A 26985-nucleotide genomic window follows, 5' to 3' on the forward strand; every position below is an offset into this window, starting at 1 on the left:
CCTCAACCCCCAACGGGGGGGGAAGTTGGCAGCTTCAGCGCACCGCCAACAAAAAAGCCGCCAGGTTGCCCGGGCGGCTTTTTGATTTCCAAATGTTGCGGGCTCAGTTCAGCTTGGCCTTCACATCAGCGAGCGAAGCCTTGAACAGGTCGGCTCCAGCCTTGACGTCGACCTTGGCGGCGAGCAGCGCGCGGGCGGCTTCGACGGCGATGTCGACGGCGCTGGCGCGCACCTCGGCGACCGCATCACGCTCGGCCTGACCGATCTTCTGCTCGGCAAGCGCGGTGCGCCTGGCGACGTAGTCCTCGGTCTTCTTGTGCGCTTCGGTGGCGAGCATTTCGGCTTCGCGCTTGGCGGCCGCGACGATGTCGGCAGCCTCCTGCTCGGCTTCCTTGCGCTTCTTCTTGTACTGGCCAAGCAACTGCTGGGCCTCGTCACGCAGCTTGCGTGCCTCGTCGAGCTCGCTGCTGATCCTGGCGGCGCGGGCGTCGAGCGCCTTGGCGATCAGGCCGGGCACCTTGATGTAGATGGCGACGCCCAGGAAGATGATCAGGGCAATCGTGGCCCAGAGCGTTGCGAGAGATGTAGCGTCCATGATGCGCTCCTCACCGGGCCACGGATTTGACCGCGGCCGCGATCTCGGCCTTGCTGGCCTTGCCGCCGACCAGGGCCTCGACGATCGCCGAAGCGGTGTCCTCGGCAATGCTGCCGACTTCCTTCATGGCGTTGGCCTTGATGGAAGAAATGCGCGCCTCGGCCTCGCCAAGCTTCTCGTCGAGAGCGGATTCGATCTTCTTGCGTGCGGTCTCGGCTTCCGCCTTGGCCGCTTCGGCGGCCTGCTGGCCGATCGAGTTGGCGTTCTTCTTGGCTTCGGCCAGTTCCTGCTCGTAAGCAGCAACGGCGGCGTCGGCCTCGCCCTTCAACTTCGACGCCTGATCGAGATCCTGGCTGATGCGATCGTTGCGAACATCGATGATGCCGCCGACGCGCGGCACCACGACCCGCTTCAGGAAGAGGTAGAACAGCCCGAAAGTGATCGCCAGCCACAGAAGCTGCGACGGGAAGGTCGCAGGATCGAACGGCGGAAATGCGCCATGCGCCTCAGGCACGCCGGTGGCGGAGTGCGTGTCGCCTCCGGTCGCGGCATGGCTGGTATCGGCTGCTGGCGCGGACTCTTGCGCGAAGGCAGATGTCACGAACATGGACTATCCCCAGATATCAGGCCCGCCGCTCGCGCGGCCGGCCTGTCCAATCTTCCCAAAGCCTGGCTCAGCCGAACAGGGCCAGCAGCGCGATGAGAAGCGAGAAGATGCCCAGAGCTTCGGTCACGGCGAAGCCGAAGATCAGGCGGCCGAACTGGCCATCAGCAGCCGACGGGTTGCGCAGCGCGCCCGAGAGGTAGCTGCCGAAGATGTTGCCCAGGCCAATGCCCGCGCCACCCATGCCCAGGCAAGCGATGCCGGCGCCGATGTACTTTGCTGCTTCTGCGTCCATTTGTTCAACTCCTTTGGATCTGAAATTCCGTTGGTATTCCATCCGGCGCCAATGTTGGAAACCTTGGGCCGAAAACTCTTAGACCTAGTGCCCGGGATGCAGGGCGTCGTTGAGATACATGCAGGTCAACACCGCGAAGACGTAGGCCTGCAGGAAGGCGACCAGCAATTCAAGCGCCGTCAGCGCCACCGCCATGGCCAGCGGCAGGACCGAGCCCGCGACGCCGACCGCGCCCAGCGCCGAGAGGCTGACGACGAAGCCAGAAAACACCTTCAGCGTGATGTGGCCGGCGAGCATGTTGGCGAACAGACGAACCGAGAGGCTGACCGGGCGCGAGACGAAGGAGATGACTTCGATCAGCACCACCAGCGGCAGCAGGAACACCGGCACACCATGCGGCACGAACAGTTTCAGGAAACCAAGACCATGCTTCATGAAGCCGTAGACCACCACGGTTCCGATCACCAGGGCGGCGAGGCCGAAGGTGACGATGATGTGGCTGGTGACAGTAAAGAAATAGGGGAACAGGCCGAGCAGGTTGGCGACAAGCACGAACATGAACAGCGAGAACACGAAGGGGAAGAACTTCATGCCCTGCGTGCCGGCTGCATCGCGCAACATGTTGCCGACGAATTCATAGGCCATTTCGGAGATCGACTGCAGCCGGCCGGGAACCAGGCTGCGGCTCGACGTCGTCAGGAACAGGAACGCGGCGGCGACAACAACGGTCGCGACCATGAACAGTGCCGAATTCGTGAAGGACAGGTCGTAGCCGCCGATGTTAATCGGAACCAGCTTGATGATATGGAACTGGTGGATCGGATCGACCTTGTCAGCTGCCACGTTCTAACCCCGTCAATGCCGCGTACGGCCAAATTACCATTGCCGCGTAAGGGCGGCTATTTCCAAATGCCGCCTGAAAGGCGGTCATTTCCTGTCATCCCGGCCAGAGCGCGATTTATCGCCCTGTCCGAATTCTGCCACAACGCCTGCCGAACGCATGACATTGAGCACGCCGGCGCCAAAACCAAGCAGCAGGAAAACGATCAGACCCCACGGCGATGTCCCCGCCATACGATCGATGATCCAGCCGATGCCGGCGCCCACCACCACGCCAGCGATAAATTCACTGGAGAGTTTGACCGCCTGGCCATAACCGGCCGCACTGCCCGCTTTCGCGTCGTCTTTCCCCTCGAGCCGGTTCGGCAGCCTTGTCGCAAGCGATGCTTCAAGTTCACGCCGACGTCGCTCAAGATCGTCGTCACGGATGCCGGATTCATGCTGCTTGCCGCGGCCGGTTTCTCCGGTTCCGTCTGGCCCATTCTTGTCGGCCATCGCAACCCCCCTGCCCGGTCAGACCGTCACCGTCCGTCCGCTTCTAAAGTCGCCGGCAACATAGTTAGAGGGTTTGCGCCCGTCAAGCCACGGGCGGAAGATCATTGCCATGTATTTTAGGCAATAAAATCAAATAATTAGAGAGGTGCGACATCGTGCCCGCCGCCATGATGGGGATGCGCTGCGCGAATCCCCCCGGCAATGGCTCCCTGATCGAGCCCGTGGCTGGTGGAAAAGACCCGCGGCTGGCGAGCTCTCAGCTCCAGCCGCCGCCATAGGTGCGGTAGAAGATATGCAGGCCGATCTTGGTCATCTTCTGCATCGTGCGCGCCCAGCCCGGATGGACATATTGGGCGTAGTAGTGGGTCGACGATCCGACCTCGGGGATGAAGATCTTGCCGGCGGTGACGGCCATGGCAATGTCCTGCGCGGTCTTGTAGGCCGCCGGGCTGTCGATGCGTTTCTTCCTGCCGTCGCAAGCGAAGGAGAATTGGCAACGGTTGAACCAGCTGTCGTTCTGGTAGACGACACCGCAGATCGAATTGGGATAGGCGGGGTTGCGGACGCGGTTGAGGATGACCTGGGCAACGGCCGCCTGGCCGCGCACGGATTCGCTCCGCGCCTCGAAATAGATGCCATTGGCCAGGCACTTTTGCTCGGGCTTGGAGAAGACGCTGGCCGGCAGCGGGTTCTGGATCCACCAATGGTCACCCTTGGYCATCGGTGGAATGAAGCGGCCGCTGTTGGGCTGCTCGTCCTGCAGCAGAGCCTCGAAGGGCGAGGCCTTGGCGTAGTCCGGCTCGGATTGCGCATAGGCCGTCGCCAGCACATCGGGATGATCGTTGTTGACCAAAGCGGCAAGCATGGCCGGCACGCCGGGATCCGGCTTCTTTTCCTCACGCGCATGGAATTCCGCGGCGATCTGGATTTCCTTGCCTTTGATCTGCGGCTTGGCGAAAGCCATCTTGAGGTCGCCGTCCATGCTCGGCCGCATCAGGGAGGAGGTGCGCTGGAAGATCGAACCGGCGTTGAAGTTCTTTGGCGGCGCGACGGGAGACACCTGGACGATGCGGCCCTTCTTGTCGGCGCGCACCACGCGATCCTCGTCGGGTGAGCCGCTGACCTTGCCACCCTTGCCGCGAAACGAGACGTTGCCGACGCCGGCCAGGTGAATACCCGATCCGGAGATCGAGCCGGTGACGTCGGAATCGACGAAGGGCATCTCGGCGGCATGGGTCGAACCGGCGACGGATCTCTCGACATAGGAATTCCAGCGCGCGGTCGGCGATTCGAGGCCGGACACAAGGCTGGTCATGTCCTGGTAGGCGGCAACGGTCGGGAAGCCGATCCAGATGCCGAGGCCGATGATGAAAGGAGACACAAAACTGCGTTTCTTCTCACCGGCGGCGGCAGCAAGCCGCTTCAACACGCGTCGATGCACGGAACTCTCTCCAGGAACGCTACTGACCCCACTGGAGAGCAAAATGATGCATTAACCTTGATGGGACGTTAACGGGATCGATCGGGTTTTCTCAGTCGGCTCAAGGTCGTGGTTTGGAAGTCGGGCGGTTTTGCGGCCGGGCGTTCAGGCCGGTCGCAGGAAGATCGGCCAGGCGATCAGCGCGCAGATGGCGGCCGACAGCCATACGGCGGGCCAGGACCAGAGATGCAGCAGCCCGGGAATGGCCACCGGCACAAGGAAGAAGCCTACGAAGACAAAGGTGTTGGCCAGGCTGAGCGCGGTTCCGACATGGTCGGCGCCGGCAAGCGTGGCAAGCTCGGTATAGGCGACGCCGTGCCAGGCGGACACCGAGATGCCCGCGACAATCAGCACCAGGGGAAGCACAGCGATCGGGAAGGACTGGTCGCCCGGCATTGCGGGACTGGCCAGGACCAACAGCCAAAGCACCACAAAGGCCGACCCGCTGAGCGCACTGCACCAGCGCAGAAACTGGCGGCGATTGCCATGGCGGTCGGTGAAGCGGCCGCTCCAGACACGCATGACCATGGCGCCGGTCTGCACCGCGGCAAGGCTCGCGCTGATCGCCGCCGTCCCCAGCCCGGCGAAGTCGTGCAGGAACACCGACGCGAAGGTGAGCACCGCCACCTGCGGGAAGCAGAGCAGGCCGATGGCGGTCGCGATGCGCCAGACCTCGATGTTGCGCAGCGGCGCCGGTCCGGCCACGGCGGACGCAGCGACGTGGCCCGCCGTCGGCGGTTCGTGCAGCCAACGCCAGGCGAACAGCGCGGAGAGTGCGGAGGCGCCCGCCAGCAGCCCGAACACCGCGGAAAAGCCGAAAGCCAAGGCGAGCGAAGGTAGGACCAGCGCGCCGAGGCCGCCGCCGAGCGGCACCGCCGTTTGCCTTATGCTCATGGCAAAGCCGCGCTCGTTTTCCCGAAACCAGCCCATGATGGCGCGGCCGCTCGAGCCGTTGACGCTGCCGCCAAGCAGACCGGTGACGAGCAGGCTTGCCGACAGGAGCGCGACATCGGGAATGCCCGACCTTGTCGGCACGACGAGCATGGCCATGGCAAGAAGCCAGGCGGCCGTCGCACCAAGCCCGATCAGCAGCACGCGGCGATCGCCCCAGCGATCGGTAAGCAGGCCCCAGGGCAATTCGCTGAGCGCAACGCCCAGGCCGAGGACGCCGAGCGCGACGCCAAGCTCGGCATTGCTCAGATGATAGCCCTGGCGAAGCACCACCGCCGTAGCCGGTATGCCGGAGAAGGTGGCCGAGAAACTGGCGTTGGCGGCAACACCGATGCCAAGGACCTTCCAGCGGTGGCCGGGACTGAATACCCTCTCGGCAGGACCGCCAGCCCTGTCCTTCAGGATTTGTGTTGGCTGTGGGTCGGTGCAGTCGACAATGGCGGACATCGTTTCATTCCCGTGGTGGTCCAGTCGCCTGGACCTTGACGGCATCTCCCTAGCGCCATAACTTCATCCTTAAAATCAGGAATTTTTTGACTGTCACTCCTGAAAAACAGGACATTCTGATGCAACGCGTAAACTTCGACCTCGATGTTCTGCGCAGTTTCGTCACCGGTATGGAGCTCGGCAGCTTTGCCAAGGCCGCCGACCGGTTGGGCCGCTCGACCTCGGCGGTCAGCGCGCAATTGAAGAAGCTGGAAGACCAGGCAGCGACGCCGATCTTCCGCAAATCGGGGCGCGGGCTGGCCTTGACGGAGGCCGGCGAGACCATGCTCGGCTATGCGCGGCGATTGCTCGAACTGAACGACGAGGCCGCGGCGGCGATCCATGATGTCGAACTGGAAGGCTGGGTGCGGCTTGGCCTGCAGGAGGATTTTGGCGAGGCGGTGCTGCCCGACGTGCTCGGCCGTTTCGCCCGCGCCCACCCCAAGGTCAAGATCGAGGCCAGGATCGCGCGCAGCCACGACCTTGCCGAAAGGGTGATGTCAGGCAGCCTCGACATCGCGCTCGCCTGGCACAGCGGCCAGACGCTGCCCTACAGCGAGCATGTCGCGGATGTTCCCATGCGCTGGATCGGCCCGGCAAAGCGGATCGAGACCAGCCTGCGCGACGGCGAACCGCTGCCGCTGGTGGCGCTCGAAGCGCCATGCCTTTTGCGCACGGTGGCGACGGAAACACTCGACCGCGCCGGCCTGTCCTGGCGCATGGCCTTCTCCAGCCCGAGCCTTGGCGGCATCTGGGCGGCCGTGGCTGCGGGACTTGGGCTGACGATCCGCACCGATATCGGTCTGCCGGCGAGCGTCAGCGCGATGACGCCGGAGATCGCCGGCTTGCCGGCGCTGCCCAAGATGGCGCTCTTTCTGCATCGCCGGGATGCCGAACCCGAGCCGGTGGCGGCCCGCCTGGGAGACATATTGCTGGAAGCGGCACGACAGGCCTTGCCAGGCAATGCCCGGACTGCCGGCTTGCGTGCGGTCGCCTGATCAGACGAGCGCTAACGCTCAGCCGCGCTTCTTGGCCCGGCCGGCGAACGGATTGTCCGAGGTGCGCAGCGCGATGCGGATCGGCACGCCCGGCATGTCGAAGGCTTCGCGCAGGCTGTTGGAGAGATAGCGCACATAGGATTGCGGCATCGCATCCGGACGCGAGCACTGGACCACGAAACCCGGCGGTCGGGTCTTGGCCTGCGTGACGTATTTGACCTTCAGACGGCGCCCGGCGACGGCGGGCGGCGGATGATGCGCGAGGATGGCTTCCAGCCAGCGGTTGAGCTTGCCGGTCGAGACGCGGCTGTTCCACACCTTGTGGGTCTTGAGCACCGCATCCATCAACTTGTCGAGGCCGCGCCCGGTCTCGGCCGAGACCGGCACGGCCTGGATGCCGCGCACCTGCGGCAGCAGCCGCTCGGTCTTCTCGCGCAGTTCCGCCAGAAGCTCTTGCGGATGATCGATCAGGTCCCATTTGTTGAAAGCGATCACCGGCGCCCTGCCCTCGCGGATGATCAAATCGGCGATCTGCAGGTCCTGCTTCTCGAAAGGAATGGTGGCGTCGAGCACGATAATGACGATCTCGGCGAAACGGATGGCGCGCAAGCCGTCCTGCACCGACATCACTTCCAGCTTCTCGTGGATCCTGGCCTTGCGGCGCATGCCGGCCGTGTCGAACAGTTTCAGCCGACGGCCATGCCAATCCCAGTCGACCGAGATCGAATCGCGTGTGATGCCGGCTTCCGGCCCGGTCAGCAGCCGCTCCTCGCCGATCAACGCGTTGATCAGCGTCGACTTGCCGGCGTTCGGGCGGCCGACGACGGCAATGCGCATCGGCTTGGTATCGTCGTAGCTATGCGCATCCTCGGCGTCAGGGTCGGCGATATCCTCGCCGATCAGCACCTCGGTGGTGGCGATCTCGTCGTCTTCGCCGTCTTCGTCCTCGCCGAAGGCGCGCGCCTCGCCAAGGGCCGCGATCACCGCATCGCGCAGATCGGGCATGCCCTGGCCATGTTCGGCGGAAACCGGGATCGGCTCGCCAAGGCCCAGTTCCCAGGCTTCCAGCATGCCGCCCTGCGCGCCCTTGGCCTCGGCCTTGTTGGCGACCAGCACGACCGGCTTGCCGGACCTGCGCACGATTTCGGCGAAGGTCCTGTCGTCCGGCAGCAGACCGGACTTGGCGTCGATGGTAAAGAAGATCAGGTCGGCTTCGCGGATGGCGATCTCGGTCTGCGCCCGCATGCGGCCGGGCAAGGTCGAGGCACCCGCGTCCTCGAAACCGGCTGTGTCGATGACGTCGAAATGCAGGTCGTAAAGCTTGGCGGCATGAACGCGACGGTCGCGGGTGACGCCCGGCGTGTCGTCGACAAGCGCCAGCTTCCTTCCCACCAGCCGATTGAAAAGGGTCGATTTGCCGACGTTAGGTCTGCCGATAATGGCGACTTTGAAGGTCATACGGTCCTACAATCATGCATGTCGTTGTCCCAAAACCGCTGCACACTTTTGGGCGACATGCATTTACGAGGCATTGCCCGAGCCGCGGATCAGCTCGGACATCAGCGTTGCCCGCTCGCGGGTGTTGCGCGGGGCACCGTCATCGGCGGCGATCTGGTCGAACAGCTTCAACGCGTCCTGCGTCTTGCCTTCCTTCCACGCGGCAAGGCCGAGCGCCTCGCGCGCCGTGTGGCGCAGCGTGTTGGTGTCCGATGTCAACGCCTCGACGCGGCTGGAGACGTCGGCGAAGGAACCGTGATCGACGAGCAGCAGCGCTGCCCTGAGCCGCGCCATGTCGCGAATGCCCTGGGGGATGGCGGTGTCGGCTGCGACATCGTCGAAATCCTTGACGGCGGCATTGGTGTCGCCCTTGCTCGCCTTGACGGTGGCGGCGCGCATGCGGGCAAGCAGCGGGTAGGCGCCGTAGCCGTCCTTCTCCAGCTGGTCGAGCGCGGCCAGCGCTTCGTCATTCTTGCCGTCATTGGCAAGCTTCAGCGCCTGCGAGAAGGCATCGCCGGAGCGGTTGGCACGCGTCTCGTCCCAATAGCGATAGCCGACGAAGGCAGCGGTGCCGAGCACCACGAGGATCGCGATGCCGAGCAAGGCCGGGCCGAAACGGTCCCACAGCTTCTGCGCCTGCTCGCGACGCATCTCGTCGTTGACTTCACGGATAAAACTGTCGTCGGACATCAATCAAAACCACTTTTGCCCCGGGCCGGGGCGGTTCATGAGCCCGCGTTTTAGCGAAATTTTGTCGGCATGGAAGGGGTTCGGCCGGAAAATCGCCCATTCCCCCCGGGTCAAACGGATGTTTGTCCGGGGCAAGCCGATGTTTGCCCCCGGGGCAGACCGGCAAAAAACCCAATCGCACCCACGCCACATTTCGGGGATAGCCGGCTTTGTGACCGCCCGGAGCCTGTAAGTTTGCCGATGCCTAGTTTGTCCCGCGTTGCCGCGTTCGCGCTTGCCTCCCTCGCCTCTGCCGGCGCGGCCGTGGCCGATCCGCCCGCGCCGCCAATCCAGGCAAAGCCGAAGCAGGTGGTGATCATCTCGTTCGACAGCGCCCGCGACATTTCGCAGTGGAAGCGCAGCCGGGCGCTGGCGCAGCGCACCGGCGCGCATTTCACCTATTTTCTCTCCTGCGTCTTCCTGCTGTCGCCGGAGACGCGCAAGGAATACACCGCGCCCGGCAAAACATCAGGCAAATCCAACATCGGCTTTGCCGCTTCCAAACAGGAAGTGGCCGAACGGCTGGAGCAGATCGGCCTTGCCGCGCATGAAGGCCACGACATCGCCAGCCACGCCTGCGGCCATTTCGACGGCAAGGACTGGAGCAAGGCCGACTGGCTGACCGAATTCGCCTCGTTCGAGCACATTCTCGAGAATGCCTATGCGATCAACGGCATTGCGCCCGAACCCGCCGGCTGGCGCGATTTCGCCCGGCATGCCGTGATCGGTTTCCGCGCGCCCTATCTGTCGGCCGGCAAGGCGCTCTACGAGGCACTGTCCGCCGCCGGCTACCAGTTCGACGCCAGCGGCGTTTCGCAAGGCCCCGCCCTGCCGCCGCTCGTCGGCGGCATCACCCGCTTTTCACTGCCGCAGATCCCGGAAGGACCGAAATCGCGGCCGGTGATCGCCATGGACTACAATCTCTATGTCAGGCATTCCGGCGGCTTCGAACGGCCGAGCAAGGCCAGCGAATTCGCCGACCGGACCTATCAGGCGTTCCGCGCCGCTTTCGACGCGCAGTATCGGGGCAAGCGCATTCCGCTGGAACTCGGCTTCCACTTCACGCTGATGAATGACGGCGCGTACTGGAACGCGCTGGAGCGCTTCGCCGGCGAGGTCTGCGTCAAATCCGATGTCGAATGCATCAGTTTTCGCGATTATGTTTCGCGACAGGCTCAGAAACAGGCCTCGGTTGGCGGCTGAGCCGCCAACGCGCTTCGCATCAAACCCTTACTATGCCGGATCTTCGGCGCCCTGCCTTGCCAGATAGCGCTGGTCGATATCGGGCAGCGGCTCGCCCAGCAGCGTCGCCTCGAAGGCGCGCAGGCGCTTGTGGACCGATTGCAGTTCGACAATGGTCGACCACGAGGTCAGCAGGAACTGCAGCGAACCCGTCACCTTGCCGAAGGCATTCGAGATCTGGTTCAGCGCGCCGAACGTTATCTTGTGCGCGACCAGCGACGGACCCAGGATCAGCAGCGAGAAGATGTTGTCGGCCTGAAGGTAGGTGTACCGGACGACGTTGAAATAGATGTAGTGGAAATAGAGCCTGAAATAATTGTGGCGGACATTGGCGAACAACTCGGCGGTGGTGGCGGGTTGCGCCCTGTCCGCATGGTCTTCGCCGTAAACCAGCTCCTTGCGATAAGCGGCTTCGACGCGCTGGTTGCGGAACTGCAGCCCCGGAAGCTTCAGGCCGGCAATCATCACCGAGATCGTTCCGAACAGACACCAAGCGAGTGCCGCGACCACCAGAGGCTGCGGGATCGCGCCGATGATCGGCAACTCGCTGATATGAGCCTGCAGTTGGATCATCACCGGCAGGAAGGCGATCAGGGTCATGATCGACTGGACGAAGCTGGAGCCGAGATCTTCCATGATCTGCGAGAACCGCATCGTGTCTTCCTGGATACGCTGCGAGGCGCCCTCGATATGGCGCAGCCTGGACCAGTTTTCGATGAAGTAGTTGTTCATCGCCGTGCGCCAGCGGAATATCCAGTGGCTGACGATGAAGGCATTGACCACCTGCACATTCATGCCGACCAGCGCCAGCCAGGAAAAGTCGGCCAGCCCGGTATAAAATTCGCCGTTGGTCGATTTTCCGGTGCCTGACATCAGGCCTTGCACGTAGTCGAAGAAAGGCCCGTACCAGGCGTTTACGGCGACGCTGACCTGCACATTGAAATAGATGAAGAACAGGATCACCGCCGTCATCAGGATCGACCAGCGCTGCCACGGGTGCGGCGAATACCAACTCCAGAATGCGTAGAAGATGGCCACGCAGGCCACGAAGTAGATGTAGAACCAGAGAAACGGCTTCGACACCAGCACGGCGATGCCGATGATCGGCGGCGCGTCGGCGGCGGCGGCCGGCAGGCCGAAAAAGGCGCCCAGTTGCTCGCCACCGAAAAACCAGAACAGGATTGCCGCAAGGCTCCAGATGGCGGCCGAAGAGAAAAAGAGCTTCGGCTGCGGAAAGAAGGATACGAACACTGTGGCGAATTCCTTGCTCGATGGGCAAATCAGCTGACTTCGGCGGGCATAAAGTCACACATTAGGGGGAAAGAAAATGCCTGCCCGACACCCGGCGCAGAGCAAGACCACAAATCATGGCGATTTTGGCGCGGCCGACCATGTGATGACGCCGGAGACCACCAGCATGGCCGCGGCGACGATCGAAGCGAGGAAGAAATCGCCCGACATCTGCGCCAGAAGGCCGGCGGCGATCGGGCCGATGATCTGGCCAAGGCCGAACGACGCCGTCATCGAGGCAAAGATGCGCCGGGGCGCCTGTGGCGCCTGCTGGCGGGCGGCCTGCAGGCCAAGCGCGGTGATGGCGATGAAGGTGCCGCCAAGCAGCAGACCGCCAAGCAGTGGTCCCGGATATCCGCCAAGGGCCACGCTGGCGGTGACGCCGATCACCTCTATGAAACATGCCAGCGCATAGGCGGCATGGAGCCCGATCCGCCCAGCGATCTTCTGCCAGAGCCAGGTCGAGGGAAAACCGGCAAGACCAGCGACCAACCAGACCATGGCCTCGAAAACGCGGCTGCCGCCGCCCTGGCGAACGATGGCGACCAGGAACGTCGCCGTCACCACATAGCCAAAGCCGAACAGGCCGTAGGCGATGATGATCTTCATCAGCGACCGGTCTTTCGGCAGGGCCGGCTCACGGACGGCTTGACCATTGGCGAGCGGGCCTTCGTTCGCCAGAAGCGCCACAGCCGCGAAACCACAAGCCGAAATCGCCGCCGACCACAACCAGCCCGCGGCCCAGCCGGCGTGCTCGGTCACCAGCACCGCCATCATCGCCGCGGAGATCGCGATACCGAGACCAACACCGCCGAAATGCCATGCCTGCAGGTCGCCACGACCAGCGGCATTGATATGGCTGAAAACGATGCTGGCCATGAACACCATGACGAAAGCGCTGGCCAGGCCGGCCAGAAAGCGGATGACGAGAAAGGCGACCATGGCGTCGGTCAACCCCATCAACGCCGCAAGGATGGTGCTGGCGCCAAGTCCAGTGAGCATCAGCAGACGCTCGCGGCCCTGCGCCCAGCCGCCCGCCGCCGCAAACGCGCCGACGAGGTAGCCGAGATAATTGGCCGACGCGATCCATCCGGCATTGGCCGGCGACAGATGCAGTTCTTCCATCATGCCGGGCAGGATCGGCGTGTAGACGAAGCGGCCGATGCCCATGGCCACCGCCATCGCAATCATGCCGGCGACGGTGAAGCGCAGCGCTGTTGAGGTGGCGGATCTCATTGCAGCGCACAATAAATGCGGGGGTCGCTGAAACAATCCGCTATCTGTTGGGCCAGCGGAGCGCAGAGACCCGCGACAGGTTCGACTTATACTGGAACCGAAGGCGCCTGCTCGGCTCAGCAGCGCCCGCCGAAACCGGCATGCAATGAAGCCGTCTCGTACACCGTTCGCCGCGCCGTCAGCCTGAACGGCACGTCGCCAAGCTCACGTTCCGACATGGTGTTCAGCACGGGATGCGACAGCGGATCGGTCAGCCATGTCTGCGTATCGCCCTGCGCGCGCGGCCCGAACGGCGCGTCGATGGCAAACAGAACCTTCAGCGATGACAACAGCCTTAACATTTACGGCTCCTTGAGCTTGGCTCACGTCGATAAAGTGCCGTTCCCTTGCGTCTTTCAATTGAGATTTCAGCCGGATCGGTTTAGAAAATCTCAAATGGCCATGCTCAACCGCGTCCATCTCAACGGCCTTCGCGCCGTCGAAACCGTTGCCCGTCTCGGCTCGCTTGCGGCGGCGGCGGCCGAGCTCAACGTTTCCGTCAGTGCCGTCAGCCAGCAGATAAGCCGCACTGAAAAGCAGCTCGGCCAGGCACTGTTCGAGCGCACGGCGAGCGGTCTGGTGCTGACCGAATTCGGCTCTGTCTTCGCGACCCGTCTTGGGGCCGGATTTCGCGAGCTTGCCCAGGCCGTGGCGCTGGCCGACGAAGCGACCCAATGCACATTGGTTGTCTCGGCGGCACCGGCCTTCGCTTCGAAATGGCTGTTGCCCAGGCTATCGCGTCACTTCGACCGGCACCCCAATGTGCTGCTGCGCATCGACGCGTCGGTGCGGCTGGCCAATCTCGATCGTTCCGACATCGATATCGCCATCCGCCTTGGCGACGGCAAATGGCCAGGCGGGCAAGCGGAACTGCTCCTGGCACAGGAAATCTTCCCGGTCTGCGCGCCTGACATCGCCGGAAAACTGAAAACGGTCGAGGACCTTGCCCAGACCTGCGCCATCACCGACGAGCGGGCGATGATCAACTGGGAGAGCTGGTTCGCGGCCGCCGGTATTGCGCCCGTCACCTTCCAGAAAGGCGCGCGCTTCACCGATCCGATGCTGTGCCTGGAGTCGGCGATTGCCGGCCATGGCGTGATGCTGGGCTGGCAATTGCTGACGGCGGATGCGCTGGCCGACGGGCGGCTGGTGGCACCGTTCGGAATCCGCGCGCAAAGCGGGCTCGGCTACTGGCTGGTGACCGCGTCTGCCAAGGCCGAAAGTCGCAAGGTCCGGGACTTCAAGGCCTGGATCAAGGAAGAGATCGCGGCGACGATGGCGCAGTTCGGATCGCTCGAAAGCGCGGCCTAGGCCTGGCCCACCGCAAAGCTGGTGGAAAGGATCGCGGCAGCGGTCTATGTATGGGTCAGACCCCCACATCATGGCAGGCAGGATCATGACCACACATTCACGCGGCGTCTCCGCAACGATCGACCCGGTGAAGCTCGACAGGCTGGCGGAGGTCGCCATCAAGGTTGGACTGCAATTGCAGCCCGGACAGGATCTGGTGCTGACCTCGTCGATCGCCGCCCTGCCGCTGACCAGGCGCATCGTCGAGCACGCCTACAAGGCCGGCGCCGGGCTGGTGACGCCGATCTTCAACGATGACGAGATGACGCTGGCGCGCTACCGCTTCGGCGTCGACGCCAGCTTCGACCGCGCCGCCGGCTGGCTCTATGAAGGCATGGCGAAGGCCTTTTCCAACAATGCGGCGCGGCTTGCCGTGCGCGGCGAGGACCCGTCACTGTTGTCGGCGCAGGATCCCGCGAAAGTGGCGCGCGCCAACAAGGCGAACTCGATGGCCTACCAGCCGGCGCTGGAAAAGATCACCGGCTTCGACATCAATTGGAACATTGTCGCCTATCCCGATCTGGCCTGGGCCAAGCAGGTCTTCCCGGACGACGCCGACGATGTCGCGGTGGCCAAGCTCGCCGATGCCATTTTCGCCGCCTCGCGGGTCGACGTGGAAGACCCGATCGGCAACTGGACCGCGCACAATGCCGCGCTGCGCGGCCGCACCGAATGGCTGAACGGCCACAATTTCCACGCACTGCACTTCACCGGACCGGGCACCGACCTGACGGTCGGGCTGGCCGACGGCCATGAATGGATGGGCGGCGCCTCGACCGCCAAGAACGGCATCACCTGCAATCCCAACATCCCGACCGAGGAGGTCTTCACCACGCCGCACTCCAGGCGCGTCGAGGGTCATGTCTCCTCGACCAAGCCGCTGTCCTACCAGGGCACGCTGATCGACGAGATTTCGGTGCGGTTCGAGGAAGGCAGGATCGTCGAGGCCAAGGCGTCGAAGGGCGAGGATGTGCTAAAGAAAGTGCTCGACACCGACGAGGGCGCGCGCCGTCTTGGCGAAGTGGCGCTGGTGCCGCATTCCTCGCCGATCTCGGCCAGCGGCCTATTGTTCTTCAACACGCTGTTCGACGAAAATGCCGCCTGCCATATCGCGCTCGGCCAGTGCTATTCGAAATGCTTCGTCGACGGCGCCTCGCTCAGCCAGGACGAGATCGCCGCGCGCGGCGGCAACAAAAGTTTCATCCACATCGACTGGATGATCGGCTCGGACAAGATCGACATTGACGGCGTAAACAAGGACGGCAGCCGCGTGCCGGTGATGCGCAAGGGCGAGTGGGCCTGAGGGTTTCGGCAAAGGGAGGTCGAATGGCTTTCGACCTGATGGTCAAGCGGATTTACGAGCCGCCCGCACCCGATGACGGGCAGCGGGTACTGGTCGATCGCATCTGGCCGCGCGGCGTCAGCAAGGAAGAGGCCGCACTGGCACTGTGGCTAAAAGAGATCGCTCCGAGCGACGAGTTGCGAAAATGGTTCGGGCACGAGGCTGCGCGCTGGACGGAGTTTCAGAAGCGGTACCGCGCGGAGTTGGACGGGAATGGCGAGGCGGTGGCGCAACTGCGCGGCTTTCTCCACCACGGCAAGGTGACGCTACTCTACGGAGCCCATGATGAGGCGCACAACAATGCGGTGGCGCTGGCGGGGTATTTGCGCGCGGGTTGAGGCGCTCGGAACTTTGGCAAGCAGGCGGGACAGCACCCCCCCTCTGTCGTGCCGGACATCTCTCCCACGAGGGGGCAGATCGGACGTCACGACGCTTTCCGCCTACTTCCCTACCGCCTGCTCATAAGCCTCCGGCTTGAAACCAACCAGAACCCGATCGCCGACTTCGAGCACCGGCCGCTTGACCATCGTCGGCTTGACCAGCATCAACGCCTTGGCCTTCTTTTCGTCGAGGCCCTGCTTGTCCTTGTCCGCCAGTTCGCGAAACGTCGTGCTCGCCTTGTTGAGCAACCTTTCCCAGCCGACCTTGCCGACCCAGCCATCCAGCCGCTTTGCGTCCAGCCCCTCCGCGCGGAAATCGTGAAACCGATAGGGCACATCATGGCTCTCCAGCCAGACGCGCGCCTTCTTGACCGTGTCGCAAGTGGTGATGCCGTAGATCGTAATCGTCAAAGCGCGCTTTCCTTGGGCTGACCGTCGAATCCTCCCACAGCCTAAAACCGCCCTTCCTGCTTTGCCAGCGCCCAAGCCCGCAACCGCGGAATTTTCGGGCTTGCCAATACTAAGGAATTTTCCTAAGTATTTTCCAAGCCACTTTTGGCAACGCCTCAGGACCGACCAATGACAAGCCTCCAGAACGCCAATTCGAGTCCTCCACCGATCGACGGCATTTTCCGCGCGCTTGCCGACCCGACGCGGCGGCGCGTCGTCGAGCGGCTGAACAGGAGCCCTGCCTCGGTCAGCGAACTGGCGCAGCCTTTCGGGATGGCGCTGCCCTCCTTCATCGAGCATCTCAAGGTGCTGGAAGGCTGCGGGCTGGTGCGATCGGAAAAGATCGGCCGAACCCGGACCTACCAACTGGCGCCCGAGCCGCTGCAGCTCGCCGAGAACTGGCTGGCCGAACAGCGGACACTGTGGGAGCGCCGCCTCGACCAGTTCGACGCCTATGTGATGACCCTCAAGGAGCAGGAAAAATGAGCTATCCCTTCAAGCCGGATCCCAGGCTGGACCTTGTGCTGGAGCGCGTCGTCGATGCGCCGCGCGAATTGCTGTGGCGAGCCTGGACGAAGCCGGAGCATGTCAAGCAATGGTTCACCCCCAAGCCGTGGCTGATCACCGATTGCGAGATCGATCTCAAGCCGGGCGGGCTGTTCCGCACACGCATGCAGTCGCCCGACGGCAAGGAGGTGAACGACCGCCATTGCTGCTATCTCGACATCGTGCCGAACGAGCGGCTGGTGTGGACGGATGCGCTGCTGCCGGGCTACCGGCCGTCAGGCGAGCCCTTCATTACCGCCGTCATTTCCCTCCACCCGGATGGGCGCGGCACGCGCTACACCGCCACCGCCATCCACCGCGACGAAGCGACCCGCAACAATCACGAAGAGATGGGTTTCTTCGACGGCTGGGGTACGGTGGCCGATCAGCTAGCCGCGTATGTGAAGACGATTTAATCTCTCGCATGGCGGCCAGGACACCGTCCCGGCCGTCATGCTTGTTTCTCGATGCCGTGGCGAAGAGCCGCCTGCGAAGCCGGAGGTATCTCCAGCCTCAATAGTAAAAGCGCTCTTCGGTAATCCTGCCGTTCTTGACGGTGTACAGGCCGACCTCGTCCATGGTGACACGCTGGCCGGTGGCCTTGGGCGTGATGTCGAACGTGAAGCGCACGGCGAACTGATCGCCATTGACATAGGGGCCCTCGACCGAGCCACCATGGACTTCGTGGTTCTCTTGCCACCATTGGCTTTTCTGCCTGAGGGCCTCCTTGCCATGGCTGACGGCCATCGGCCCCTCCATGGCTTCGTAACTGGCAATATCGTCGGCATTGTATTTCTCGGCGGCACCGTTGTGATCGCCCTGCTTGAGGAGCTCGGTGAAGTCCTTGGCAATGTCCGTGATGGTCATGTGTTCCTCCTGTTCTGACGCACTGCAATTAGGGAATAGCCTGCCTGTCTGCCACCGGTGCCCACATGACAGCTGACAAGGCGTGTCAGGACGATCGATATAGCGTGGCTCTGTGACGTCGAAATGCGGGGGCACGGGCAGCGGCCTCGGTTGCGGACACAGGCCAATTCCGCAATGCTAGGTGCATGTGCAACCTCTACAACATCACCACGACGCAAGAGGCGATCCGCCAATGGACGCGCGCCTTGCGCGATATCAGCGGCAACCTTGAACCTTCCGTTGACATCTATCCCAATCAGCCTGGCCCGGTCGTTCGCAACACGGCAGACGGGAAGCGTGAGCTGGCGAAACTGCTTTGGGGATTGCCGACGCCTCAAGAGCGTATGAAAGGCAAGGCCGACTACGGCACAACCAACGTTCGCAATCCGCAATACTCGCACTGGCAACAATTTGTCGGTGTCGAGAACAGATGCGTCGTGCCGGTCACCAGTTTTGCCGAACCCAGCCCGACACCGGGCGACAAGGACCCGGAAACAGGCATCCAGCGCAATTACTGGTTTGCCCGTGACGAAAGCCGGCCGCTGTTCTTCTTCGCCGGCTTCTGGACCCTTTGGCAGGGTGTTCGAAAGGTCAAGGATGGACTTGGGGACTTCGAGTTGTTCGCCTTCATGACAACCAAGCCTAACGCCCTCATCGCTCCGATCCATGAGAAGGCCATGCCGGTAATCCTGACCACGTCGGAGGAGACGGAGGCCTGGCTGACAGCACCCTGGGCAGAAGCACGGCATTTGCAGCGAACAGCGCCAGACGACGCGTTGGTGATCGTTGAGAAGCCAGCCACGCAAATCAAGTTTCCGCAGCAGGCACCGGCCCAAGGGTCTCTTTTCTAGGCTGAGGGGATAGCCGCGTTCCTCACTCTTCGTCTCGCCATATCACACGGCGAACCATGCGGATTTCGACAAGGCGTCTGACACGAATTTTCAAACGCTCAGCGGCACTCGGCAAAATTATGTCGGCATCAAGCTCGCGAAGCTTGCAGCGCTCGCACCGCATATGCCGCTCGACATCCCAAAAGGGAATGTCGCCGACAAGCTTGGCTAGATCGCCGGGCAGATAGTGCCGGGTGATATTGCAGTGCCGGCATCGGACGCGAATAAGTTGCCCCACCTCGTGCGCGAGGCATAGGGTTTGCACATTTCGGCGCGGTCGGGTGCTCATTTCCGGCATCAACTAATTTAGGAATGTCTTCCTAGATTAGTCAATTCCTACTTAACTCCATGGTCGTTTGTTAACAGTCGATCAGACCTGCCTGCGCGCCACCGTGCTGCCACCTTGCGAAGGTGAAGGCTAGCTCGCCAGCATGGGGCAGTTGGCGCCACGGCGCAGGCTGATATGCGCCACGTCGCCCACGCTGAATTGAAAACCCTCGGCCTGGCGCGGCGCATCGATGACAACCGGCAACCCCTGCCCCAGTTCGGCATGCAGCCGCAAGGTACGGCCGTGGAAGACGATGCTGTTGACGCGCGCTGGCGCCGTGCCGGGCGCGGCCTCGGTGGCCGCCAGCAGATCCTCCGGACGCACGCCGATGGTGCGCATCTCGCCTTCGCCGGGTGATTGGCCGGTTTCAGAAACGGCCTCTAGCGGCAAGGCGCCGGCAGCGAAGCGCAAACGATCGCCATCGCGACCCACAAAGCGCGATTGCAGGAGATTCATGGTGCCGATGAAGCTCGCCACGAACGTCGTGGCGGGCCGGTCATAGAGCGTCGCCGGCGGGGCGATCTGCTCGATGCGGCCCTTGTTCATGACGACGATGCGGTCGGAAATCGACAGGGCCTCGGTCTGGTCGTGGGTGACCATGACGAAAGTGGTGCCAAGCCGCGATTGCAGCCGCTTCAGCTCGACCTGCATCTGTTCGCGCAGATGCGCGTCGAGCGCCGACAGCGGTTCGTCGAGCAAGAGCACGCGCGGCTCGCAGACGATGGCGCGGGCAAGTGCCACGCGCTGACGCTGGCCGCCCGAGAGTTCCAAGACACGGGCGCGAAGCTTGTCGGCGAGACCGACCATGTCGAGGGCTTCACCGACACGCTTCGCCTGCTCGGCACCGGTGAGTTTGCGCAGCGACAGGCCGAAGCCGACATTTTCGGCGACGTCCATATGCGGAAACAGCGCGTAATCCTGGAACACCGTATTGACCGGCCGGTCGAAGGGCCGAAGCGCGGTGATGTCGCGGCCGTCGAGCAAGACCTTGCCGCTCGACGGGCTTTCGAAGCCGGCGATGACGCGCAGGCTGGTGGTCTTGCCACAGCCGGACGGTCCGAGCAGCGTGATGAATTCGCCGCTGACGATGTCGAGATCGACGGCATCGAGCCCGACGATGCCGCCTGGAAAAATCTTCGAGACCGACTGCAGCCGGACGAGTGGATCAGGCGCCATCGCGAACCTCGGAGGGTTTCGTGGTGTTGACCCACAGGATCTGGCATTGCTCGGCGCCGGGATTGCGGAAGGCATGCAGAAGCGTGCTCTTGAAGGCAAAGCTGTCGCCGGTCTTCAGGCCGTATTTTGTCGAATCTACCACCAGTTCGACCTCGCCCGAAAGCACAAAGCCGAATTCATGGCCGGCATGGGCATAGGCCTCCGCCGTGCCGCCGTCGGCCTCCACCGTCACCAGCATGCCGGTGAGCGTCGCGCCCGGCGGCGACAGCAGTGCCTTGGCGATGCCTTCGGACTTCACCGGGATGGAGCGCCGCTTGTCGGAGCGCACGCAGTAGAGATCGTTGACGGCCTCGTCGCCATCGGCGATCAGCGCCGAAGGCTCGATGTCGAGGGCGGCGGCGAGCGGCCAGATCACCTTGACGCGCAGCGAGGACATGCCGCGCTCGATCTGACTCAGCGCACCGATCGACACACCTGCCCTGGCCGCCAGTTCGGCCAGCGACAGGCGGCGCTCGAGCCGCAGCGCCCGCACGCGCCGGCCGACACGGATGTCGGCATCGTCCCTGGGTTTCTCGGCGGCCTCGTCAAGCATGTCCATGCATCGGTCCTTGTTGCGGTCTCTGGGGCCAGCACCTGACAATGGCCAGCCTCGGGATTGAATTCGCATTTTATCGGGCGTCGGCGCCGCCCCTCATCCGCCTGCCGGCACCTTCTCCCCGTATAGTGACGGGGAGGAGGAGGCTGGCCGCACCCTCGGCGCCTTTCTTACGACGTTGATGATTGGCGAAATCGGCGATGAGAGCGCCCCTCTCCCCGTCACCATATAGGGAGAGGATGCTGGCAGGCAGGGGAGGGGCAGCGCAAACCTCGACAATCAGTCATCCAATACAGCTGAAGCTCACCCGCCGGCCTTCACCTTCTCGAACATCTTGGCCACATCGTCGTTCTGCTTCATCGGTCCGGTGAAGATGGTGCTCTTCAGCATCACTTCGGGATCAGACGGCAGTTGCAACTTCTCCAGTTCATCCTTCGCCACGCCGGCGAAGGCGGTGCTGAGCGAACTGCCATAGCCATAGGACTGGATCAGGAATTTGCCCGAATCGGCATCCAGCCGGCTGTTGATGAAATCATAGGCGAGATCGACATTCTTGGCGTCCTTGAGCATGACGAAGCCGCAGGCCCAGGTCAGCATGCCTTCTTTCGGCTTCATGAACTCGACCGGCACGCCCTGCTTCTTCAGCGAGGTGGCCGATGCATTCCAGGTCATGGCGGCGACCAGCTGGCCGCTGGCCAGTGCCTGTTCGACCGAGGTCATGTCGGTGGTGTAGCTCGACAGCAGCGGGCGCTGCTCGCGCAGTTTTGCCGCGACCTTCTCCATCTGCTCAGACGTCATGTCGAACGGATTGACGCCAGCCAGAAGCGCGGCGACGATCGGCGTATCATGCACGGCGTCGATGGTCGCCATGCGGCCGGCATATTGCTTGTCCCAGAGCAGGTTCCAGCTCGCTTCCGGATTCTTCACCAGATCGGTGCGGTAGAGGATGGACGTGTTGCCCCAGTCCCACGGCACCATCCACACCTTGCCGTCGCCGGCCTGCAGATCGGGCAGGTTCTTGAACACCGGGAAGATCGAATCCCAGTTCTTGATGCGCTTGGTGTCGATCGGCTGCAGCAGGCCTTCCTTGTTCCAGCGCGCCACCTTGTCGTAGCAGGGATGCGCGATGTCAGGACGGAAGCCGGCCTTGACCTTGGTGAAGGCATCGTCGTCGTCGCCGAAGATCGAAGCCTCGACGCCATCGGGGTGCGCGGCAAGGAAGCTCTTGTTGAAGTCGGGCAATTCGTAGCCCGACCAGGTGAAATATTGCAGCTTTTCGGCGGCCAGCGCCACGCTCGACGACAAGGCGAGCGCCAATGCGGCGAGGCCGGCGCGGGCCTTTTGTCCGACTATCGATTTCAGGTGGAAGGTCATTTCTGTTCTCCTCTTCTTTGTTATGGTCAGGCTGGATTGCGGCGCGCGGCGCCGAGCCCGCGATGGCGCAGGATCTCGGCGGTGCCGGCGATGATGAAGGATGCCGCCAGGATCACTGTCCCCAGCGCCATGACGGTCGGCAGCGAGCGGGGAAAGCGCAGCTGGCTCCAGATATAGAGCGGCAGGGTCGGCTCGGTTCCCGCAAGGAAGAAGACGACGATGAACTCATCGAAGGAGATCAGGAAGGCGAGCATGAAGGCCGACAACACGGCGGGCAGGCTGAGCGGCAGCATGATGCGCCGGAACGTCGTCCAGTCGGTGGCGCCGAGGTCGAGCGCCGCCTCTCGAACCGTCTTCGGGATGGCGGCGAAACGGCTGCGCATGACGACCACCGTCGTTGGCAGCGCCACCAGTATGTGGCCGAGCACGATGGCGATGCGCGATGGTCCGAGGCCGATGAGGTTGACCAGGATCAGCAGCGAAATGCCGACGATGACGCCGGGAATGAGGATCGGCAGCCTTGCTATGGCGCTGATCGTGGCGGCCAGCGGCGAGCGGCCATAGAGGTCCATGTAGGACACGGTGATGCCGCACAGCGTGGCGCCGGAAGCGGCGATGGCGCCGATGACGAGGCTGTTCAGGAGCGCGCTCGACAACGCCGGATTGCCGTAGAGCGTCTGATACCATTGCAACGTAAAACCCTGCAGCGGAAACGCTGCCTGGATGGAATCGTTGAAGGAAAACAGCGGGATCAGCAGGACCGGCAGATAGAGAAAGACCAGATAGGCAAGCACGTAGAGGCCGAGCCAGCTGCCATCCCGGTTCGTGCCGGCGCGGTTCGCTTTCATGTGCGGCTGCCAAATCTGCGGTCGGCGCCGCGCGCGACAAGCACCACGGCGAGGATGACCAGCATGACGCAGACCGAAAGGGCGGCGCCGAACGGCCAGTCATTGGCCTTGCCGAACTGCGACTGGATCAGCGTGCCGATCATGGTACTGGCCGGGCCGCCGACCATGGCCGGCGTGACATAGTCGCCAACGGTCGGCACGAAGACGACGAGCGCGGCGGCCAATACCCCCGGCATGGAGTTCGGCAGCACGACGCGACGGAATGCGGTGAACGGGCGCGCGCCGAGGTCGGAGGCGGCCTCGAGCAGCGATTTGGGGATGGTGTCCAGCGCGACATAGATCGGCAGGATGGCGAAGGGCGCGTAGGCATGCGCAAGCGTGACGACCACCGCGGCCGGCGTGTTGAGAAAGGCCAGCGTCGGCTCAGACCAGATGCCGCTTTCGATCAGCGCCGAGTTCAGGACGCCGTTATAGGCGAGCACGATCTTCCAGGCGAAGACGCGCAGGAGATAGCTGGTCCAGAACGGCAGCGTCACCAGGAAGAGCAGCAGGCCGCGCCGACGCCCGGCGTGGAAGGCGAGATAGTAGGCGACGGGATAGGCGGTGACGACGGTCGCCAGCGTCACCAGGCCGGCAATGACCAGCGAGCGCAGCGTCACCGTCCAGTAGAGCGGATCGGTGGCCACGGTGACGAAATTTTCGACGGTCAGCCCAATGCCGAGCAGTGAGCCGTCATTGCCGCGGAAGGCGAGGAACAGCACCAGCCCAAGCGCGAACAGGATCAGCAGGAAGGTGACCAGCGCGCCGGGCAGCAGCATGGCGAGCCGGAAGCCCGATGAAGACCGGGCCTCTGGCGCTTGTGCTGCAACGAAGGCCGACATCGACCTGCCCACCGAGATTTTGAAATTGGCTAAGACTTTTTCATATTCATGAAACTGTCAAGCGGAATCCGGCTTTCCTGAATTGGACGCAATCAACGTTCCAGCGACTGCGGGAACGTTTGGGCTTTGCCCGGAATGGTCGAAAAGGCGGTAGCTGGCCTGGCAAGCCTGCCGTTCTCCGCCGCGTTGGTCGGGTCGTCTCATCCGAACCGTTTGGTCGGGGCGCCTCGAACGTCTGCGCGCACCGCGAACAGCCCGCCCTCCTGCGGGTTCGCCCGCAAATGACTCTCGCTCATGGTAAACCGCGCCGAGGTGACGAAGAGGGTGTCGAAATTCTCGCCGCCGAAGGCACAGCTCGTCGGCCAGCTACAGGGCAGCTCCACCATTCTGTCCAGAACCCCGTCAGGTGAAATGCGAACCAGGCAGCCGCCGCCCGCAACGCGACAGTTCCAGACATAGCCCTCCGCATCCATGCACGACCCGTCCGGCAGGCCGCGAGGAAAACCCGAAAAGAAAGGACGCCTGTCGGTTATTCGCGACCGCACCCTGTCCCAGTGGTAGCGAAAGATCTGGTTCTTCGTCGTGTCCGCCGTGATGAACGTATCATCCGCCGCCCAGACCATCGTGTTGGTGATGCCGAAGCGATCGGTACTGAGCGCCTCGACAGTGCCGGCTGTGTCGACACGATAGATCCGCCCCGCATCTCGCGAAATATCGCGCGCAAGATCGTCTGCGCCGATGTTGTTTTCCATCGTGCCGACCCAGAACGAGCCGTCCGGGGCGACCACGCCCTCATTCAAGCGTGTGTCAGGGCTGTCCGGTTCGATCGTCGCGAGCGTCCTGAAGCTCTCTCCAAAATCCCACAGTGCCACGTCCTTTCGCAGCCCGACGATCGCGCCGCCGTCCCGGCGCAGGCCAATCGAGGTTGCGAGGTCCGGTGTCCGCCAGCTCTGATGATCGCGATTAGCCGGATCGAACCGGTGAATGCGCCGCCCGATGATGTCCACCCAGATCAGTGCCTTCCTGTTCTCGTCCCAGAGCAGGCTCTCACCGACGATATCCCTGGCGTCAAACACCAAGCCCGGCGGTTTTTTTTCGCTATCCACTGCCCTTCCCCTCCCAGCTGTCGCGCGGTCAATCGCTATTGACAGACAAGATTTCACAAAGCTATAGGCATTTCAAGAAAACATGTCATACAGGTTTAGGGCAAATGGTACGCGATCGCAGCATAGAGCCTGACGAGACGAATCCCGGGCTGGTGAGTGCCGCCATTCAGGCCATCACCCAACACATCCGCGTCGAAGGCCTTGGCCCCGGCGACCTCTTGCCCAGTGAAGCCGACATGACCCGCAAGCTCAGTGTCTCGCGCACAGTGGTGCGGGAGGCGTTTCGATCGTTGTCGGCGATGCGTCTCATCGACATGAGCGCCGGCCGGCGTGCCAGCGTCGCCAAGCTCGACATTGGCGCTATGTCGATGGTGATCGAGCACGGCGTCACCACCGAACAGATCAGCGTCCAGCAGGTTTATGATGTGCGCCGCACCATCGAAATGCGCACGGTGGCGCTCGCCGCACTCCGGCGGACCGATGCGGAGGCGGCTGAAATACAGAAATGCGCGCAGCTGATGCGCGAGAATTACCGTACGCCCGAGATCGTCATGGAGTACGACATCGCATTCCATGAGGCGATCGCGCGGGCCTCTCACAACCCGGTGTTTTCGTTGATCATCAACGCCTTCAGCGGTGTCACGCGACGCACCTGGGTGATCGGCTGGCGTACGCGCGCCACCGAGGAAGAGCAGATCAAGATGATCGAGGGGCACGCGGATATTGCCCGGGCGATCGTCGCGGGGAACCCGCAACTCGCCGCCGAACATATGGCCGCGCATTTCGACAAGAGCGTCAAGGCATTGATCGACGCGGGGATCGCATGAAAATCCGCTCGATCGAGACCATCCGCATCGAAGAACGGCCCAATCTGCTCTGGGTCGAGGTGCATACGGACGAGGGCATCACCGGCCTCGGCGAAACCTTTTTCCTGGCCCGCACGGTCGAGGAATACATCCACGAATATGTCGCGCCACGCGTCATCGGCCGCGATCCACTGCAGATCGATCTGCTTTCCGCGGATCTGGTTGGCTATCTCGGTTTCCGCTCAAGCGGGGTCGAAGTGCGTGGCAATTCCGCCTTCGACATCGCGCTCTGGGACATTTTCGGCAAGGCGATGAACCAGCCGATCGCGCAGCTCCTGGGAGGCTTTTCGCGGCAGTCCATCCGCACCTACAACACCTGCGCCGGCACCGAATACATCAAGGACGGCAAGGGACAGACCACCGCGAATTACGGCCTCGGCACAGGGCAAGGCTACGACGACCTGAACGGGTTTCTCCACCGCGCCGACGAATTGGCGGCGGAGCTGCTCGAGGACGGTATCACGGCCATGAAGATCTGGCCTTTCGACCATGCCGCCGAGAAAAGCCGGGGGCAAGACATCACCGCCGGCGACCTCAAAGCCGCGCTGCAACCCTTCGAGAAGATCCGCAAAGCCGTTGGCGACAAGATCGACATCATGGTCGAGTTCCACTCCATGTGGCAGCTCCTGCCCGCGATCAAGATCGCCAAGGCGCTCGGACCTTATGGCACCTACTGGCATGAGGATCCCATCCGCATGGACAGCCTCGCCGATCTCAAGCGCTATGAGGCCGCGAGCCCGGCGCCGATCTCGGCGTCGGAAACCTTGGGCAGTCGCTGGGCATTCCGCGACCTTCTGGAGACGGGCGCAGCGGGCATCGTCATGCTGGACATTTCCTGGTGCGGCGGACTTTCCGAGGCACGCAAGATCGCAGCGATGGCGGAGGCCTGGCATCTGCCGGTCGCCCCGCACGACTGCACCGGGCCGGTGGTGCTGGCGGCGTCCACGCATTTGTCGCTCAACGCGCCCAACGCCCTCGTCCAGGAGAGTGTGCGGGCATTTTACAGGACCTGGTATCGCGACCTCGTGACCGCGCTGCCGGAAGTCAAGGACGGCATGATCACCGTGCCGCCTGGTCCCGGCCTCGGGCTGGAGCTCAATCCCGACCTCGGTCGGGCCTACACCGTCCATCGCCGGGTCTCCGACAAGACGGACATCTGAAGCACACTCA

Annotated in this window: 30 protein-coding genes; 10 read left to right on the forward strand and 20 right to left on the reverse strand. The window is 63.1% G+C overall.

Translation table 11 applies throughout. From position 1 onward, the window contains the following. Positions 1-103 precede the first annotated feature (103 nt). The 7 genes from AC1DPX_RS15040 to AC1DPX_RS15070 form a co-directional block, all read right to left on the reverse strand. On the reverse strand, positions 104-595 hold the full coding sequence (locus tag AC1DPX_RS15040; RefSeq protein WP_019856926.1) for a F0F1 ATP synthase subunit B: 492 nt from the start codon (positions 593-595) through the stop codon (positions 104-106). 10 nt (positions 596-605) lie between these two features. Beyond that, complete coding sequence (locus tag AC1DPX_RS15045; protein ID WP_202355358.1) at positions 606-1202, reverse strand: F0F1 ATP synthase subunit B; 597 nt, start codon at positions 1200-1202, stop codon at positions 606-608. 67 nt (positions 1203-1269) lie between these two features. After that, complete coding sequence (locus tag AC1DPX_RS15050) at positions 1270-1494, reverse strand: F0F1 ATP synthase subunit C (RefSeq protein WP_013896722.1); 225 nt, start codon at positions 1492-1494, stop codon at positions 1270-1272. 84 nt (positions 1495-1578) lie between these two features. Continuing rightward, positions 1579-2337: a F0F1 ATP synthase subunit A gene (locus tag AC1DPX_RS15055; protein WP_019856924.1), complete on the reverse strand. Its 759-nt coding sequence runs from the start codon at positions 2335-2337 to the stop codon at positions 1579-1581. A gap of 84 nt (positions 2338-2421) precedes the next feature. Further along, on the reverse strand, positions 2422-2829 hold the full coding sequence (locus tag AC1DPX_RS15060; RefSeq protein ID WP_202355359.1) for an AtpZ/AtpI family protein: 408 nt from the start codon (positions 2827-2829) through the stop codon (positions 2422-2424). Between the two features lie 256 nt (positions 2830-3085). Then, complete coding sequence (locus tag AC1DPX_RS15065; RefSeq protein ID WP_477237721.1) at positions 3086-4270, reverse strand: cell wall hydrolase; 1185 nt, start codon at positions 4268-4270, stop codon at positions 3086-3088. A gap of 144 nt (positions 4271-4414) precedes the next feature. Then, the gene (locus AC1DPX_RS15070) at positions 4415-5707 is read right to left on the reverse strand and encodes an MFS transporter (RefSeq protein WP_477237723.1); all 1293 of its coding nucleotides are present in this window, start codon (positions 5705-5707) and stop codon (positions 4415-4417) included. A 119-nt stretch (positions 5708-5826) separates the two neighbouring features. On the opposite strand from AC1DPX_RS15070, the gene AC1DPX_RS15075 reads away from it, so the two are divergent. After that, positions 5827-6744, forward strand: a complete 918-nt coding sequence (locus tag AC1DPX_RS15075; protein ID WP_477237725.1) for a LysR substrate-binding domain-containing protein — start codon at positions 5827-5829, stop codon at positions 6742-6744. Positions 6745-6762: 18 nt separating this feature from the next. On the opposite strand, the gene der is transcribed toward AC1DPX_RS15075, so the two are convergent. Then, entirely contained in the window at positions 6763-8202 is a 1440-nt protein-coding gene (der, locus tag AC1DPX_RS15080; protein ID WP_477237727.1) for a ribosome biogenesis GTPase Der, read from the reverse strand. 63 nt (positions 8203-8265) lie between these two features. Then, entirely contained in the window at positions 8266-8931 is a 666-nt protein-coding gene (locus tag AC1DPX_RS15085) for a tetratricopeptide repeat protein (protein WP_202355364.1), read from the reverse strand. A 240-nt stretch (positions 8932-9171) separates the two neighbouring features. Here AC1DPX_RS15085 and AC1DPX_RS15090 point away from each other — a divergent pair, with 240 nt between their 5' ends. Next, positions 9172-10173, forward strand: coding sequence for a polysaccharide deacetylase family protein (locus tag AC1DPX_RS15090; RefSeq protein ID WP_477237729.1), 1002 nt, complete (start codon positions 9172-9174; stop codon positions 10171-10173). Between the two features lie 30 nt (positions 10174-10203). Here AC1DPX_RS15090 and sbmA read toward each other — a convergent pair whose 3' ends face one another. The 3 genes from sbmA to AC1DPX_RS15105 all read right to left on the reverse strand — a co-directional run bounded on the left by sbmA (position 10204) and on the right by AC1DPX_RS15105 (position 13079). Further along, complete coding sequence (sbmA, locus tag AC1DPX_RS15095; RefSeq protein WP_202355366.1) at positions 10204-11463, reverse strand: peptide antibiotic transporter SbmA; 1260 nt, start codon at positions 11461-11463, stop codon at positions 10204-10206. Positions 11464-11577: 114 nt separating this feature from the next. Beyond that, entirely contained in the window at positions 11578-12738 is a 1161-nt protein-coding gene (locus AC1DPX_RS15100; protein ID WP_202355367.1) for a YbfB/YjiJ family MFS transporter, read from the reverse strand. A 116-nt stretch (positions 12739-12854) separates the two neighbouring features. Next, positions 12855-13079: a hypothetical protein gene (locus tag AC1DPX_RS15105; RefSeq protein ID WP_202355368.1), complete on the reverse strand. Its 225-nt coding sequence runs from the start codon at positions 13077-13079 to the stop codon at positions 12855-12857. Positions 13080-13173: 94 nt separating this feature from the next. Here AC1DPX_RS15105 and AC1DPX_RS15110 point away from each other — a divergent pair, with 94 nt between their 5' ends. From AC1DPX_RS15110 to AC1DPX_RS15120, 3 genes are all read left to right on the forward strand, one after another. Further along, positions 13174-14088: a LysR substrate-binding domain-containing protein gene (locus AC1DPX_RS15110; RefSeq protein ID WP_477237731.1), complete on the forward strand. Its 915-nt coding sequence runs from the start codon at positions 13174-13176 to the stop codon at positions 14086-14088. An 85-nt stretch (positions 14089-14173) separates the two neighbouring features. After that, a complete protein-coding gene (locus AC1DPX_RS15115; protein WP_477237733.1) occupies positions 14174-15430 on the forward strand; it encodes an aminopeptidase in 1257 nt (418 codons plus the stop codon). Between the two features lie 23 nt (positions 15431-15453). Further along, the gene (locus tag AC1DPX_RS15120) at positions 15454-15807 is read left to right on the forward strand and encodes a DUF488 domain-containing protein (RefSeq protein WP_477237735.1); all 354 of its coding nucleotides are present in this window, start codon (positions 15454-15456) and stop codon (positions 15805-15807) included. 102 nt (positions 15808-15909) lie between these two features. Here the strand turns inward: AC1DPX_RS15120 and AC1DPX_RS15125 are convergent, their stop codons facing one another. Further along, positions 15910-16260, reverse strand: coding sequence for an ArsC family reductase (locus AC1DPX_RS15125; protein WP_477237737.1), 351 nt, complete (start codon positions 16258-16260; stop codon positions 15910-15912). A 168-nt stretch (positions 16261-16428) separates the two neighbouring features. Between AC1DPX_RS15125 and AC1DPX_RS15130 the strand changes: the two genes are divergently transcribed. Beyond that, entirely contained in the window at positions 16429-16785 is a 357-nt protein-coding gene (locus AC1DPX_RS15130; RefSeq protein ID WP_477237739.1) for an ArsR/SmtB family transcription factor, read from the forward strand. Beyond that, positions 16782-17261, forward strand: a complete 480-nt coding sequence (locus AC1DPX_RS15135; protein ID WP_477237741.1) for an SRPBCC family protein — start codon at positions 16782-16784, stop codon at positions 17259-17261. Before AC1DPX_RS15130 ends, AC1DPX_RS15135 begins: the two co-directional genes overlap by 4 nt. Before the next feature lie 97 nt (positions 17262-17358). Here the strand turns inward: AC1DPX_RS15135 and AC1DPX_RS15140 are convergent, their stop codons facing one another. After that, complete coding sequence (locus AC1DPX_RS15140; protein WP_477237743.1) at positions 17359-17712, reverse strand: SnoaL-like domain-containing protein; 354 nt, start codon at positions 17710-17712, stop codon at positions 17359-17361. A gap of 185 nt (positions 17713-17897) precedes the next feature. On the opposite strand from AC1DPX_RS15140, the gene AC1DPX_RS15145 reads away from it, so the two are divergent. Further along, entirely contained in the window at positions 17898-18602 is a 705-nt protein-coding gene (locus tag AC1DPX_RS15145) for an SOS response-associated peptidase (RefSeq protein WP_477237745.1), read from the forward strand. A gap of 457 nt (positions 18603-19059) precedes the next feature. Here the strand turns inward: AC1DPX_RS15145 and AC1DPX_RS15150 are convergent, their stop codons facing one another. From AC1DPX_RS15150 to AC1DPX_RS15175, 6 genes are all read right to left on the reverse strand, one after another. After that, positions 19060-20145, reverse strand: coding sequence for an ABC transporter ATP-binding protein (locus AC1DPX_RS15150; protein WP_202355377.1), 1086 nt, complete (start codon positions 20143-20145; stop codon positions 19060-19062). After that, positions 20135-20743 (reverse strand): cupin domain-containing protein, encoded by a 609-nt coding sequence (locus AC1DPX_RS15155; protein ID WP_477237747.1) that lies wholly within the window; start codon positions 20741-20743, stop codon positions 20135-20137. The genes AC1DPX_RS15150 and AC1DPX_RS15155 overlap by 11 nt, the downstream gene beginning before the upstream one ends. Before the next feature lie 300 nt (positions 20744-21043). Continuing rightward, positions 21044-22114, reverse strand: a complete 1071-nt coding sequence (locus tag AC1DPX_RS15160) for an ABC transporter substrate-binding protein (protein WP_202355379.1) — start codon at positions 22112-22114, stop codon at positions 21044-21046. Positions 22115-22140: 26 nt separating this feature from the next. Further along, entirely contained in the window at positions 22141-22962 is an 822-nt protein-coding gene (locus tag AC1DPX_RS15165) for an ABC transporter permease (protein ID WP_477237749.1), read from the reverse strand. Beyond that, positions 22959-23843, reverse strand: coding sequence for an ABC transporter permease (locus AC1DPX_RS15170; protein ID WP_477237751.1), 885 nt, complete (start codon positions 23841-23843; stop codon positions 22959-22961). Before AC1DPX_RS15170 ends, AC1DPX_RS15165 begins: the two co-directional genes overlap by 4 nt. A gap of 200 nt (positions 23844-24043) precedes the next feature. Next, positions 24044-24949, reverse strand: coding sequence for an SMP-30/gluconolactonase/LRE family protein (locus AC1DPX_RS15175; protein WP_477237753.1), 906 nt, complete (start codon positions 24947-24949; stop codon positions 24044-24046). A gap of 104 nt (positions 24950-25053) precedes the next feature. On the opposite strand from AC1DPX_RS15175, the gene AC1DPX_RS15180 reads away from it, so the two are divergent. Together AC1DPX_RS15180 and AC1DPX_RS15185 are read left to right on the forward strand one after the other, a co-directional pair. Then, complete coding sequence (locus tag AC1DPX_RS15180; RefSeq protein ID WP_477238261.1) at positions 25054-25776, forward strand: FadR/GntR family transcriptional regulator; 723 nt, start codon at positions 25054-25056, stop codon at positions 25774-25776. After that, positions 25773-26975 carry a mandelate racemase/muconate lactonizing enzyme family protein gene (locus AC1DPX_RS15185; protein WP_477237755.1) on the forward strand — a complete coding sequence of 401 codons (1203 nt, stop codon included), beginning with the start codon at positions 25773-25775 and terminating at the stop codon, positions 26973-26975. Before AC1DPX_RS15180 ends, AC1DPX_RS15185 begins: the two co-directional genes overlap by 4 nt. Positions 26976-26985: the final 10 nt, after the last annotated feature.

The sequence above is a fragment of the Mesorhizobium sp. 01N446 genome (assembly GCF_056399285.1).

What these genes read in the sequence shown, in the direction of transcription:
- AC1DPX_RS15155 (WP_477237747.1), bottom strand. Translation starts at nt 20,743, where the DNA reads ATGGACATGCTTGACGAGGCCGCCGAGAAACCCAGGGACGATGCCGAC.
- AC1DPX_RS15045 (WP_202355358.1), bottom strand. Translation starts at nt 1,202, where the DNA reads ATGTTCGTGACATCTGCCTTCGCGCAAGAGTCCGCGCCAGCAGCCGAT.
- AC1DPX_RS15085 (WP_202355364.1), bottom strand. Translation starts at nt 8,931, where the DNA reads ATGTCCGACGACAGTTTTATCCGTGAAGTCAACGACGAGATGCGTCGC.
- AC1DPX_RS15105 (WP_202355368.1), bottom strand. Translation starts at nt 13,079, where the DNA reads ATGTTAAGGCTGTTGTCATCGCTGAAGGTTCTGTTTGCCATCGACGCG.
- AC1DPX_RS15135 (WP_477237741.1), top strand. Translation starts at nt 16,782, where the DNA reads ATGAGCTATCCCTTCAAGCCGGATCCCAGGCTGGACCTTGTGCTGGAG.
- AC1DPX_RS15100 (WP_202355367.1), bottom strand. Translation starts at nt 12,738, where the DNA reads ATGAGATCCGCCACCTCAACAGCGCTGCGCTTCACCGTCGCCGGCATG.
- AC1DPX_RS15160 (WP_202355379.1), bottom strand. Translation starts at nt 22,114, where the DNA reads ATGACCTTCCACCTGAAATCGATAGTCGGACAAAAGGCCCGCGCCGGC.
- AC1DPX_RS15090 (WP_477237729.1), top strand. Translation starts at nt 9,172, where the DNA reads ATGCCTAGTTTGTCCCGCGTTGCCGCGTTCGCGCTTGCCTCCCTCGCC.
- AC1DPX_RS15180 (WP_477238261.1), top strand. Translation starts at nt 25,054, where the DNA reads ATGGTACGCGATCGCAGCATAGAGCCTGACGAGACGAATCCCGGGCTG.
- AC1DPX_RS15145 (WP_477237745.1), top strand. Translation starts at nt 17,898, where the DNA reads ATGTGCAACCTCTACAACATCACCACGACGCAAGAGGCGATCCGCCAA.
- AC1DPX_RS15120 (WP_477237735.1), top strand. Translation starts at nt 15,454, where the DNA reads ATGGCTTTCGACCTGATGGTCAAGCGGATTTACGAGCCGCCCGCACCC.
- AC1DPX_RS15150 (WP_202355377.1), bottom strand. Translation starts at nt 20,145, where the DNA reads ATGGCGCCTGATCCACTCGTCCGGCTGCAGTCGGTCTCGAAGATTTTT.
- AC1DPX_RS15130 (WP_477237739.1), top strand. Translation starts at nt 16,429, where the DNA reads ATGACAAGCCTCCAGAACGCCAATTCGAGTCCTCCACCGATCGACGGC.
- AC1DPX_RS15140 (WP_477237743.1), bottom strand. Translation starts at nt 17,712, where the DNA reads ATGACCATCACGGACATTGCCAAGGACTTCACCGAGCTCCTCAAGCAG.
- AC1DPX_RS15050 (WP_013896722.1), bottom strand. Translation starts at nt 1,494, where the DNA reads ATGGACGCAGAAGCAGCAAAGTACATCGGCGCCGGCATCGCTTGCCTG.
- AC1DPX_RS15110 (WP_477237731.1), top strand. Translation starts at nt 13,174, where the DNA reads ATGGCCATGCTCAACCGCGTCCATCTCAACGGCCTTCGCGCCGTCGAA.
- AC1DPX_RS15115 (WP_477237733.1), top strand. Translation starts at nt 14,174, where the DNA reads ATGACCACACATTCACGCGGCGTCTCCGCAACGATCGACCCGGTGAAG.
- AC1DPX_RS15060 (WP_202355359.1), bottom strand. Translation starts at nt 2,829, where the DNA reads ATGGCCGACAAGAATGGGCCAGACGGAACCGGAGAAACCGGCCGCGGC.
- AC1DPX_RS15075 (WP_477237725.1), top strand. Translation starts at nt 5,827, where the DNA reads ATGCAACGCGTAAACTTCGACCTCGATGTTCTGCGCAGTTTCGTCACC.
- der (WP_477237727.1), bottom strand. Translation starts at nt 8,202, where the DNA reads ATGACCTTCAAAGTCGCCATTATCGGCAGACCTAACGTCGGCAAATCG.
- AC1DPX_RS15170 (WP_477237751.1), bottom strand. Translation starts at nt 23,843, where the DNA reads ATGTCGGCCTTCGTTGCAGCACAAGCGCCAGAGGCCCGGTCTTCATCG.
- AC1DPX_RS15165 (WP_477237749.1), bottom strand. Translation starts at nt 22,962, where the DNA reads ATGAAAGCGAACCGCGCCGGCACGAACCGGGATGGCAGCTGGCTCGGC.
- AC1DPX_RS15070 (WP_477237723.1), bottom strand. Translation starts at nt 5,707, where the DNA reads ATGTCCGCCATTGTCGACTGCACCGACCCACAGCCAACACAAATCCTG.
- AC1DPX_RS15185 (WP_477237755.1), top strand. Translation starts at nt 25,773, where the DNA reads ATGAAAATCCGCTCGATCGAGACCATCCGCATCGAAGAACGGCCCAAT.
- AC1DPX_RS15040 (WP_019856926.1), bottom strand. Translation starts at nt 595, where the DNA reads ATGGACGCTACATCTCTCGCAACGCTCTGGGCCACGATTGCCCTGATC.